Here is a 12,721-nt window from a genome sequence, read left to right as displayed (position 1 = left end):
TTCGTCGTAGGAAGCAATTCTCGCGCAATGGGCCCGAAAGAGGCACCGTTAGAGCCGCTTTCCCCAAATTGAAGAGCTAACCGCAAAGTTTGCCACGAGGAGCATATGAATCGACCTTTTTGGAGGAGTGCCACACAATACGGCTTGGTTTGCCTGGCCGTAATCTTCTTTTCACTGTCCAGTCTGGCTCAACAGACCCTGGGCTCGCTGAATGGAACTGTTGTTGACTCATCGGGCGCGGCTGTACCGGGTGCAACCGTGACCGTGACTGACGCGGCCATCAATTATTCGACGTCAACAACCACGCAAGGCACAGGCTTCTTCCAGGTGTTCAACCTCCCCATCGGCACCTATTCGATCAAGGTCAGCCACGAGGGGTTTGAAACGTCGCAGTTGAAGGGAGTACCTGTCCAGGAGGCGCGCGCCACCACCGTGAACGCGACGCTGAAAGTCGGCCAGGTTTCCGAATCCGTTGAAGTGACAGCCACGCCGCTGCTGAACGCCACCGATGCAACCAACGGATACACGCTCGACAGCGCCCAGATCGACGAAACTCCGCTTGCCACTGGGAGCTTTACCCAAGTCGCCGTGCTTTCACCGGGCGTAAATGCAGAACTGCTCTCAAACCTCGATTCCAACTCAGGACTCGGAAACCAGAACATCTGGGCCAACGGCCAGCGTGCCACTTCGAATACGTTTCAGATGGACGGCGTGGACTCGACCAACCTCTTTAACGGCATGAGTTCCAGCGGCGAGACGTCGCAGCGGTACAACTTCAATATTGGCAGCGGGACTGCGGGCAGCAGTTCAGCCGTCGGCACATCCGTTTACGGTTCGAACGGCAACAGCTTGCCATCCCCTCCGCCGGAGTTCATGCAGGAACTGCGCGTGAACGCTTCAATGTATGACGCGCAGCAGGGTGCGACAAGCGGTGCCCAGATCGATGTGAACACGGTTACGGGCACCAACAGTTGGCATGGACAAGTCTACGGCAGCTACGCAAACAACTCTCTCAACGCGTCGCCGTTCTTCGACAACCAGGCGTATCTTCTGAGCCAGGAAGGCGTAGGCGCCTTCCCCCGATCCCTGGTCAATCCATGGCTCTCCCGCTGGACCACGGGATTCACGGTCGGTGGCCCCGTGATCAAAGACAAGCTGTTCTTCTTTGCCGGCTATCAATATCGTTCCAACTCCGATCAAGGTACCGGTTTCTCAGAGATGACCGTTCCCTCCGGTCTGACGGACGACCGCTCCAACGCAGGGCTCGCCGCAGCGGATGCGATCTGGGGTGGATCAACTGCGGCCGGCGATATTGACCCTATTGCAGCCACATTGCTCAATGCGAAGCTCCCTAACGGACAGTACATGATCCCGTCTGCGCAGAGCACGGGCAGCTATGCATACGGCGTTCCCAACGTAGTTCTGCTCGGTACTTCGGTCCTCAAGTCGAATCAGGCAACCCTCTCGCTCGATTACGACCTGACTAAGAAAGACCGGCTCTCAGCCAAGTACTTCTATCAGGATGCTCCCGTTACCAAGCCTTACGGCTACTCGCAAGTCGGAGGTTTTCCGGTTACCCAGAATAATGGCTCGCAAGTAGCGGCGATTGACAACACGATCTCAATCAGTCCTCGCCTCAACTGGGAGCAGCGGCTGGGCTTTGTGCGTATGGGGTCATACTCCTTCTTCAATCAGGCGGTTTCAGGAGGCAACTTCGGTATCGGCGGCGGCTTCACCCAGGATCCAAATGTCCCCGTCTCATTTCAACCTGGAATGCCGGGCCTGCTCATCAACAACTTTGCAGATAGCAATCAGTACTCTCCCAGCCTGACGGTCGGTCCTTTCACAGCCTTCGTCGATATGGGCTACTATCAAAACCGTCTTAACCCCTCCACCAACCTTATCTTCACTGCTGGAAGGCACACCATTGTGGCGGGCGGCGGCTACAGCTACACCCAGTTGAACATCACCAACAACCGCAACGGATTTGCCGAGATTACCTCCAGCAGCTTTGACAATTTCCTGCAGGGCAAAGTCCACGCGGCAAACATCATCCAGAGCATCGACCCCCAGAGCAAACGCAATAACGCTGATCGTTACTATCGCTCCAACGAACTCTCTGGTTATCTCCAGGACAAATGGCAGGCACTCCCGAACTTGAGCGTCACAGCCGGTTTCCGTTACGACTATCACGGAGGCTTGACGGAAAAGTATGGCAACATGTTCAACTTCGACCCCAAGGTCTATGACGTAGTTGGCAGCAGCACCACAGGATTCACGGTCAACAACGCAGGCTTTATCGTGGCGGGAAATAACAAATACCATCCGACACATGGTGTCAGCGACTCCACTCTGACTGGCCGCCAGTGGGGCATCTCCCCGCGCGTCGGCTTCGCCTGGTCGCCCAAGATCGGCCATGGCAACCTGGTGATCAGCGGCGGCGGAGGCATTTACTACGACCGTGGTGAACTCATCAGCTATCTTTCGCAGCCAGCAGGGGGGTCCATAGGGGGTCCTTTTGGTGTCACCGAGTCGGCCCCGCTTGTCAGCTACGCCAACGGCAACGGAGGATCTCTGTCCAACCCGTGGGGCACAGGATTCCACACGGTAACGTCGAATCCGCCCGGTTCTTACATTCAACCCAGTTCCGATCCCGGCAGCGTCAAACAGGCACTCCAGAACCAACTCAACATCATGACCGGCCCTGCATCCGACCCACAGTATGGCAAGGCTTGCGGTGCCATCGACAGCCAGGCCTATCCGGGCTACCTGGACTGCACGGCAACCCTGAATTTCGGTGCCTATGACAAGGGCAATGTGCTTCCATACACCATCAACTACACCCTCAATGTTCAATGGCAGCCAACCAATAACCTGGCAGTCACTCTTGGCTATTCCGGTAATCGAGGGCGACACTCGGTTATTCCGCTTCCATTGAACGAACCCGGCATCGCTACTTCCACCAATCCTATCTGGGGAGAGACGTCGACATACGGCTTTGACGTGCTCAACCAGAACAATCTCTTCACAGACTCGTATGACTACCAGTACTACTATCCGATCAGCGGGGAACCGTGGAATACTCTCGACGGCGGCAACACGGATTTTCGTGCCCCGTTCGTCGGTTACAGTCCCAATGCCGCAGACTTCAAATCAGTGGGCATCTCCGCCTATGACGCATTGGAAGCTCACGTAGAGAAGAGACTCTCGCATCATTTTCAAGTAGGCGGAAGCTATACCTGGAGCCACGCGCTCGACGAGCAGAGCGATATTGGTCTGTTCTTCACTGGCGACGATCCAAAAAAGCTGCGCGACTCATGGGCTTCGTCGGACTTCGACCGCACCCATGTCTTCAGCGCCAACTTCCAGGTTGAGGTGCCTAATCTCGCAAACGCACATTCCTTGGCATCTTATTTCGCCAACGATTGGCATCTGACCGGAACGGGCATCCTGCAGAGCGGCGAACCGTACTCGCTGTATGAGTTCTACGGCGCCGTCGGAAGCATCAACTTTGGCAACTTCCCAACGTTGATGAATCCAGTTCTCGGCATCAAGGATCCCAAGCACCCGAAGAGGGCGCTCACCGGGAACAAGGGTTCCTTCCGCGGTCCAGCCGGCAGCTATATACCCACCATCGATCCCACACAGATAGCAATCAACTACGTGGCCCCTGGCACCTTCGGTGTTCCCGTGTCCACAGGGAACGATCCGCAGGATATCTACGAGACAGCGTTCAACGTCGGCCAACGCAATATCTTCCGCCAGCCGGCGCAGAAGCGACTCGACCTTTCCATCCGCAAGTCGTTCCGCATAACCGAGAAGATCAGAGTTCAATATGAGCTGAACGCCTTTAACGTAACCAACACCACGAGTCTGGATATCCCGCAGGATCAGGCGCAGATTCGTCAAAACTACGCTTGCTCCAATACTGCAATCCAAGAGTCAATCAACAACTATCTCAACTGCACACCAGGGAGTTACTTCATCAATTACGGCCAGATCGTCACGAGCCCCGATCCGACGGATCAGGCAACCGCTCTGGGCAACCTCGATCAGGTACCCTATGCGACTGGATCGGGGAAGACGACCCAACTACCAACAACGATCCCAGTCGGCCAGAAGACCTGCTTTGCAGCCCTTGCCATTTCCAACACTCAGGGATGCCCCAACAACGCGGCCAATTTCGGTTCCGCCACCGGAACAATAGGTGGTAATCGGGCCTTTACCATGGGCATTCACTTCACCTACTAAACCGGTTCACAAGCAAGAACGGGAGCCCTCGGGCTCCCGTTCTTGCTTGCCCGCAAAGTGCTCCTTTATCTAGGCGTCAGCAGAGCGCCAATCTCCACCTGCTTCTGCGGCGTCCTGATACGGGAACGGTACCCTTGGGATTAACCTCTTCAATTGAGAGCATGACCAAAAGTTTCATTGACTGCACATTTTTTGTTGCCCTTTGATCCGAACCCCAAGTACAGTTGGTTTTTCCACAGGTCAATAAATCTTTGGGGTGTCCAATGGTTTGTCCCAAGTGCAAGTCCGGGGCCCTATCCACGGTCCCTGCTGAAATTCGGCTCTATCGCAACGCCCCGCGTACGATGAGCCATCCGCCCATGTCCCCTCAGCCCGACATCCAGGTATGCCTGGACTGTGGAAACGCCGAGTTCCGCGTCCCTGAAAAATGGCTGTCGGCAGGCTGGCTCCAGCCGCAGAAGTCCAAAACGGCACCGGTTAGCGTCCCCACGCCGATCAACGAAGTCCGCCGCCACATCGCCTAGGGATAAGGGGCGCTAAATGGCAGCCCCGGCTGCCAGCCAATTCCCTTGAACTAAATGGTCAGAACAGAAAGGCCCCCAGCCGAAGCTGGAGGCCTTTGATATTTGCACCTGAGACAGGACCGAACCGAGCTTTTTACGCTCTGCTCCCTGGTCCCTCTCCCTCTTCTAGTACATGCCGTCCATGCCGCCGCCGTGACCGCCGCCTGCCGGAGCAGACTTAGGCTCCGGAATCTCGACAACCAGTGCTTCGGTGGTGAGCAACAGACCAGCGATCGAGGCTGCGTTCTGCAGGGCAGTGCGAGTGACCTTGGTCGGGTCGATTACGCCGGCCTTCACCAAGTCCTCGTACTTGCCAGTGGCAGCGTTGTAGCCGAAATGCTGGTCTTTGGACTCAAGCACCTTGGCAACCACCACCGCACCTTCTTCGCCGGCATTGTCGACGATCTGACGGAGGGGCTCTTCGAGCGAGCGGCGCACGATCTGCGCACCGATCTTCTCATCGCCTTCCAGCGTCTTGATCAGCTCGTCAACCGCGGGAATGGCACGAACTAGGGCTACGCCGCCGCCCGGGACGATGCCTTCCTCGACTGCCGCACGGGTTGCGTGCAGAGCGTCCTCAACGCGAGCCTTCTTTTCCTTCAGCTCGGTCTCGGTGGCTGCACCAACCTTGATGATGGCAACGCCACCAACCAGCTTGGCCAACCGCTCCTGCAACTTCTCCTTGTCGTAGTCGGAGGTGGTCTTCTCAATCTGAGACCTGATCTCCTTCACGCGGCCTTCGATGTCCGAAGCTTTACCGGAGCCGTCAACGATGGTCGTGTTGTCCTTATCGATGGTGATGCGCTTCGCACGACCGAGGTCTTCGAGCTTTACGCTCTCGAGCTTGATGCCGAGATCCTCAGTGATGGCCTTGCCGCCGGTGAGAATCGCGATATCGCCAAGGATAGCTTTGCGGCGATCGCCGAAGCCGGGAGCCTTGACGGCCGCGACATTCAATGTGCCACGCAGCTTGTTGACCACGAGAGTGGCGAGTGCTTCGCCCTCAACATCCTCAGCGATGATCAACAGCGGCTTGCCGCCACGAGCAACCTGCTCGAGCAAGGGAAGCAGATCCTTCATCGCGCTGATCTTCTTTTCGTAGATCAGGATGTACGGATCTTCCAGAACAACTTCAAGACGCTCCGCATCAGTAACGAAGTAAGGGCTCAGATAGCCGCGGTCAAATTGCATGCCGTCGACTGTCTCGAGGCCCGTGTGCATGGTCTTCGACTCTTCGATGGTGATGACGCCGTCCTTGCCGACAACCTTCACTGCGTGCGCAATGATGTCGCCGATTTCCTGATCGCCATTGGCAGAGATTGCGCCTACCTGGGCAACAGAACCCTCATCAACAGGCTTCGACAGCTTCCCAAGAGCGCCGCCCTCAGTCCACTTGCCGTCCTTGTCGCGAGTGCCGATGATGGCGGTAACAGCCTTGTCAATTCCGCGCTTCAGAGCAGTGGGATTGGCGCCGGCAGCAACCGTCTTCACGCCTTCGCGGAAGATGGACTGGGCCAGTACGGTCGCGGTCGTCGTGCCATCGCCCGCGACGTCCGAGGTCTTCGAGGCCACTTCGCGTACGAGTTGTGCGCCGACATTCTCAAGCGGATCCTTGAGATCGATTTCCTTGGCTACGGTTACGCCGTCCTTGGTGATGGTGGGCGAACCGAACTTCTTCTCAATTACGACGTTACGGCCCTTGGGGCCCAGCGTCGCCTTCACGGCGTCTGCCAGCGTATTCACGCCCCGCAAGATCGCCTGACGGGAATCTTCACCGTGCAAAATCTGCTTTGCCATTTGTCTTCTCCAGTGATCAGTGTTCAGTGAACAGTGATCAGTTATGAGGGTTCAGTTTTAAGCCTGTTCGTGTTCCGGGTCAGGTCTCACGCGGGAGTGGCCGTCTCTGACCACTGACCACTGTTCACTGACCAATGAAAACTACTTCTTGATAATGCCTAGGACTTCTTCCTCACGCATAATGAGGAACTCCTCACCATCGATCTTGATCTCGGTGCCGGAGTACTTGCCAAAGAGAATCTTGTCGCCAGCCTTGACGTCGAGAGGGAACACCTTGCCCTCGTCGTTCGACTTGCCCTTGCCCACGGAGACAACCTCACCCTCCTGGGGCTTCTCTTTTGCGCTGTCGGGGATGATGATGCCGCCGCGAACCGTTTCGCCCTCTTCCAAACGACGGACGAGGATACGATCGTGGAGCGGCGTGAAGGTCGTAGTAACTGATGTTGCTGCCATTGCTTCTCTTCTCCTTCACACGCGAACTGGCTCAATGCCGGCCGCGCACTTGGTTGGTTTGGATAAAAAGCTTCTGGAAATCGAGCCTCAAAGCGAGGCCGAATTGCACGCTAAGCACTTAACTTAAGCTTGTGCTAGCACTCTGTGCTTCCAATTGCTAAAGATAGGCACACCAGCGGTTGCTGTCAAGAGGGTTTAAGTGAAATGTGAGTGAATTACACTCAATCCTCGGCAAAACGACAGCTTGACCATCTATCTTCTCGTGATTTTTCAATAACTTCCGTGGCGCGACAGACTTGGCGAAATCTTCTAGCCTCGTTAGCTCTCAGGGTGTTTTTTGCTTCGGAGTGCTCAAGAAAAGCCACAGCGCCTGAATTCCAGCTTTCAGAAGCACCCGCCAACGGCTGGTTACGATCTCCCCTGGCTCCTGCGGATCACGAACCCAGTTCAGCGGTTTGTGGCGAAGCCGACGGAACAGGAACCTGAGCAGGTTCATACGCTGTTCGGGAAATTCCTTGAACAACAACAGCCAGTAAGCGATGGCATTGCGTGCCTCGTGCTCGATCGTGTCGCGACTCAGAGGAGGATGAAAAACGATAGCCGTTGGCTGATATACGGCCTTGTAATTGTTTGATAGGAGGCGTGCCAGCGCATAGGACTCTTCGCCTATCTTGAACGGCGCGCCGCGACCTAGGCGCACATCGAACATCGGCTGAGGGCACGCACTCTTGCGGAATGCCATGTTGCTGCCAAGTCCCATGCCACCAAAAGTCGAGATTTCAAACCAGTCAGGATCGCAGTTGCTGAGGGTGCGTGGAATCCGCAGCTGATGATCGGAATCCGGAGTCACAACCCTTCCAGTTGAAGCGGCTAGGTTGTCATCTTCAAACGGAGCCATCAGAACGCCAAGCCAGTTGTGCTCAGGTATCGCATCGTCGTCGAGATAAGCCACGATATTTGTGCTGCTCTCGACTAGTCCGCGATTGCGGGCCCGGCTCAAACCGACCACGGGCTCGATGGTGTAGCGCGCACCAAACGCCGCGGCAGCATTTTCAGTGTCCATGTCGCCCTGGGTGTTATCGACCACCAGCACTTCATCCGGCTTCGGATCGAGATTGGACACCGCCTGAAGGCACTCCCGCAGCAGCTCCGGCCGGTTCCGCGAACAAATAACGATAGTTACAGTCAGAACTGCTTCGTTATCGTGGGAGACCGATGCGCGAGCCGGGCCGCTCAAGGTAGCCTTCAATCCTCAGACCTCAATTTGGCACAAGTAACGGTCATCGGCTTGTTCGATGCGGCGGTAATCACAATCAGCATGCGGAATCGAAGAAATCCTTAATCCTTCTTATTATCTCAAACAATACGTCGTATTCAGATCGAACCAGGTTTCGCTGAACGATATCCCGAATGAGCGTCTGATTTCAGGACTCTGAATCGCCGCATCCTAGAAACTTGAATCAGATTGCGAAGGATGCCAGAAGGGCGAAACCAAGCCCGGCCAAGGAGATAATCGTCTCGCAGATCGACCATGACTTCATAGTCTCGGTGACGCTCAGGTTCAGATACTCCTTCACCAGCCAGAACCCCCCATCGTTGACGTGGGAGAAGATCAGAGAGCCCGCTCCGGTCGCGATCGCCAGCAGTTCGGGTGAAACTCCGGGCGTTTGCAACGCGATTGGAGCGACGATTCCAGCCGCAGTGGTCATGGCAACAGTAGCGGAACCCGTGGCCAGGCGCATGAGAGCCGCGAGCGTCCACGCCAAAAACAGCAACGGCAGATGTCGCTGCATGGCGATCTGAATCATGGCATGAGACACGCCGCTGTCTTGCAGAACGCGCCCGAATCCTCCGCCGGCGCCGACTAGTAAGGTGATCGTTGCAGTTGGAGCAAGGCACTCATTGCTGAAGCGCAGGATTGTCTCTTTGCTGACGCCACGCATGATTCCAAGCGTGATGAAGCTGATCAGCACTCCAATAAGGAGTGCCATGTCGTCATTGCCGGCGAGGTGCAGTGCCTGGTTGGCAAGGGTGCCCTTTGCCGCAAACGTGTCAGCCCAACTGCCGATCAGCATCAATGCGACGGGAAGCAGTATGCTGCCTATGGTGAGCCAGAATCCAGGAAGCTTTCGGTCGGGATTGTGATCGGCAAAATCGTCCGCCATGGGGTTTTCGACCGGCACCTTAATCCACGGCGTGATGAGTTTCGCAAAAAGAGGACCCGCGAGCGCCGCCGTAGGGATGGCGATAACCAAAGCGTAGAGAATGGTGCGGCCTACATCTGCGTGATAAGTGTTCACCGCCAGCAGAGCAGCGGGATGCGGCGGCACGAGTCCATGGTCGACAGAGAGAGCAGCGATCAGTGGCAATGCAACCTTGATAAGCGGGGTGCCTGTCCGGCGCGAGATGGTGAAGGCGATTGGAATGAGCAGTACGAATCCCACTTCGAAGAATGCAGGCAGGCCCACAATGAGCCCGATGCACATCATCGCCCATGGAATTCGTTTTTCGCCGAAGACACGGATCAATGTCAGGGCGATGGTGTCGGCGCCACCTGACTCGGCCATCATCTTGCCCAGCATCGTTCCAAGAGCAACGACGATTGCGATATGGCCCAGTGTATTGCCAACGCCGGTTTCAAAGGAGTGAATTACATCGGCCATCGGCATTCCCGCACAGATGGCAAGGGCGAGCGATGCAAGAAGAAGGCTGAGAAATGGATTCAGCTTGAGAACTGTGACGAGAAGAATGATTCCAATAACGGCACCAAGCGCACTGAGCAAGAGAAAGATACTGTGCGGATCGATCATCGGGAGCCCATCGCTGTCGAAGAATTCACCTGCATCATTGGAGCCACTCCGTAGCGGCGCGGGGAAGATAGCGGCCTGCGCGGCTTCCCGTCAGTCCCTGAGCAGTGTACGACAGCGTGCCATTGACCCAGACGCCCATAATCCCTTTCGCCGGCCGAAGAGGATCAGCAAACGTAGCGGTGTCGTCAATTGTGTCGGCGTCAAAGAGGACAAGATCGGCCCAGTAGTTCTCTGCGATGGCGCCGCGCTGCGCCAGGCCGAAGCGTCGCGCCGGCATCGTGGTCATTTTGTGAATCGCCTGCGGAAGTGAGAACAGCTTTTCGCCACGACAATAGCGGCCGAGAACGCGAGGAAAGGCTCCCCAAAGGCGCGGATGAGGATGCTTGTCCCATGGCAGGCCATCCGAGCCAATCATGGTGGCGGGATGCGCAAGGATGCGGCGCATATCCTGCTCGTCGATGCTGTGATAGATTGCCCCGGCGGGCTGCAGTCGTTTTGCCGCTTCGAGTTGGGTGAGGTTCCACCCCACGGCAATGTCAAAAAGATTCTTGCCGGCAGCATCGGGATGCGGAGCGCTCCATGTAATTTCAATCCTGACGCGCGGGTCGACTTGTTTCAGATCAAGTGTGCTTGAACCGGCGGCGTATGGGTAGCAATCGCAGCCAATCTGCTGAGTTGCGCGCGCCCCTTCAAGCGAGTGTAAAACTTCGCCGCTGCGACCCCAGTTGGCGATTCCCGCGCATTTGAGATGGGAGATGACGACTGCCGAATCGCAGGAACGGCCTATGGTGCATGCTTCTTTCATCGCATCGAGAATGCCGTCGGTCTCTGTCCGCATGTGGGTAGCGTAGACAGCCTTCGCACCCCGAAGCGCTTCGGCGAGCGCGATCACTTCATCAGTGCTCGCAGAGTTTGCGGAGGAGTATGCCAGCCCCGAACTCAGGCCCAGAGCACCGGCATCGAGTGCGGCAACCAGTTCGGCGCGCATCTCCTCAACTTCTTCAGCAGTGGCGCTCCGGTCGAGCCGATCCAGGTGGTTATTGCGCAGCGAAGTATGACCGACCAGCGAGGCGACATTGACCGCCGGACGTGCCCGTTGAAGCGCGGCAATGTAGTCAGAGAATGCCGGGTAGCGGAAGAAGTCGCGCCTCCCGAGTAGGTTCATCGGATCAGGCGGATCGCCTTTCAATCGCGCCGGCGAAGCGCTGATGCCACAGTTGCCCACGATCACAGTTGTCACTCCCTGCGAAATCTTAGGCAGCATATCCGGTGTTTCAATCACGCTGGTGTCGTCGTGGGTGTGCACGTCGATAAAGCCCGGCGCAAGGCTGAGTCCCTCACCTTCGACGATCTGGTCGGATGTGCAATGGATGGATTCCGCGATATCAACGACGCGTCCGTCCCGGAGCGCGACGTCGCAATGTCGTGCATCATTGCCGCTACCATCGAGGACGTTTGCATTGCGTATGAGTGTGTCGCACTTCAACATTTAGGCTGATTCAGAATATAGACTATGTTCGCGGGTACAGGTACGACGTCGCTCGCTTGATGAGGTGGGGATTATTCGGGGACACACTATGCAGACGCAGGCAGAGAGGCAGATTGGATTGCTGAACAAGGGACTCGGTAAATTCACCGAGCCGATGTCTGGCGAACACATCGCGCATCTTGGTTGGAATCTTCTTCGCGAGGACTTGAGCCTGCCTTCAGCAGTCCTTTATCGCGATCGCATCGAGCACAATCTCGCATGGATGCAGCGATTCATGGATAGCTACAAGATCAAGCTGGCCCCGCATGGAAAGACCACCATGGCCCCGCGGCTCTTCCAGATGCAGATCGACGGCGGTGCATGGGGCATCACGCTGGCCAGTGCGCATCAGGTCATGGTTGCTCATGCCCATGGGATTCATCGGGTGCTGATGGCCAATCAGCTAGTCGGCAAGCAGAACATGCAAATCATTGCGGACCTGTTGGACGATGTCAACTTTGAATTCTATTGCCTGGTGGATTCAGCCGATGGTGTGAATCTGCTGGGCGAATTCTTTTCAGCGCGCGGACAGCAATTGAATGTGCTGTTGGAACTCGGGGTAATGGGCGGTCGATGCGGCGTTCGCGATGATCAGCAGTTGCAGCCTGTGTTGCATGCTCTGGCTCGATGGAGTGACACAGTACAGCTTTGCGGCGTTGAACTTTACGAAGGCGTGCTGAAGGATGAGGAGAGCATTCGCAATTTCATGCGGCGGGCTTGCCAAGTCACAAGGCAGCTGCTTGAGCTGGACCAATTCGCAAGTCGCCCCGCAATCCTTTCAGGTGCAGGCTCAGCCTGGTACGACGTAGTGGCGGAGGAGTTCTCTGCGGCGAACTTGGGAAGTGGCGTAGAAATTGTTTTGCGACCCGGTTGCTATCTGACGCATGACGTCGGCAACTATGAAATGCAGCAGAAGCGGATCCTCGAGTCGAATCCGATTGCGCGGGAGATGCACTCCGGACTGCTCCCCGCCTTGCATGTTTGGACCTACGTCCAATCCATCCGTGAGCGTGAACTGGCGATCATCCAGATGGGACGTCGGGACGCGGCATTCGATTCAGGATTGCCAACGCCTGCGTTGTACTTCAGGCCAGGAGGCGAAGCTCCGAAGCCCACACCGGCGCATTGGGAAACCACCAAGATGATGGATCAGCATGCATATCTAAAGATCGCTGAAGGCGACGATCTGCGCGTAGGCGATATGGTGGGATTCAATATTTCGCACCCCTGCCTGACCTTCGACAAGTGGCGGACTCTGCCAATTCTGGACGAGCACTATAACGTCGTCGATGTAGTGCGGACTTACTTCTAACCCGAGC

8 protein-coding genes are annotated in these 12,721 nt (G+C 56.4%); 3 read left to right on the top strand and 5 right to left on the bottom strand.

Features of this window, described 5'->3' with window-relative positions; all coding sequences use genetic code 11:
- Positions 1 to 105: 105 nt before the first annotated feature.
- Together P8935_RS17600 and P8935_RS17595 are read left to right on the top strand one after the other, a co-directional pair.
- Complete coding sequence (locus tag P8935_RS17600) at positions 106 to 4,251, top strand: carboxypeptidase regulatory-like domain-containing protein (protein ID WP_348261606.1); 4,146 nt, start codon at positions 106 to 108, stop codon at positions 4,249 to 4,251.
- Positions 4,252 to 4,610: 359 nt separating this feature from the next.
- Positions 4,611 to 4,775, top strand: coding sequence for a hypothetical protein (locus tag P8935_RS17595; RefSeq protein ID WP_348261605.1), 165 nt, complete (start codon positions 4,611 to 4,613; stop codon positions 4,773 to 4,775).
- A 165-nt stretch (positions 4,776 to 4,940) separates the two neighbouring features.
- Here the strand turns inward: P8935_RS17595 and groL are convergent, their stop codons facing one another.
- The 5 genes from groL to P8935_RS17570 form a co-directional block, all read right to left on the bottom strand.
- Positions 4,941 to 6,611: a chaperonin GroEL gene (groL, locus tag P8935_RS17590; protein ID WP_348261604.1), complete on the bottom strand. Its 1,671-nt coding sequence runs from the start codon at positions 6,609 to 6,611 to the stop codon at positions 4,941 to 4,943.
- Positions 6,612 to 6,752: 141 nt separating this feature from the next.
- Positions 6,753 to 7,064 (bottom strand): co-chaperone GroES, encoded by a 312-nt coding sequence (locus tag P8935_RS17585; protein WP_348261603.1) that lies wholly within the window; start codon positions 7,062 to 7,064, stop codon positions 6,753 to 6,755.
- Between the two features lie 325 nt (positions 7,065 to 7,389).
- Entirely contained in the window at positions 7,390 to 8,313 is a 924-nt protein-coding gene (locus P8935_RS17580) for a glycosyltransferase (RefSeq protein WP_348261602.1), read from the bottom strand.
- Between the two features lie 211 nt (positions 8,314 to 8,524).
- On the bottom strand, positions 8,525 to 9,874 hold the full coding sequence (locus P8935_RS17575; RefSeq protein ID WP_348261601.1) for a gluconate:H+ symporter: 1,350 nt from the start codon (positions 9,872 to 9,874) through the stop codon (positions 8,525 to 8,527).
- A gap of 34 nt (positions 9,875 to 9,908) precedes the next feature.
- Positions 9,909 to 11,363, bottom strand: coding sequence for a D-aminoacylase (locus P8935_RS17570; RefSeq protein WP_348261600.1), 1,455 nt, complete (start codon positions 11,361 to 11,363; stop codon positions 9,909 to 9,911).
- A gap of 88 nt (positions 11,364 to 11,451) precedes the next feature.
- On the opposite strand from P8935_RS17570, the gene P8935_RS17565 reads away from it, so the two are divergent.
- Entirely contained in the window at positions 11,452 to 12,714 is a 1,263-nt protein-coding gene (locus tag P8935_RS17565; RefSeq protein ID WP_348261599.1) for an amino acid deaminase, read from the top strand.
- Positions 12,715 to 12,721: the final 7 nt, after the last annotated feature.

The organism is Telmatobacter sp. DSM 110680 (assembly GCF_039994875.1).
Taxonomy (GTDB): domain Bacteria; phylum Acidobacteriota; class Terriglobia; order Terriglobales; family Acidobacteriaceae; genus Telmatobacter.
Note: the sequence above shows the minus strand (reverse complement) of the source record. Positions and strands in the feature narration are given on the sequence as shown.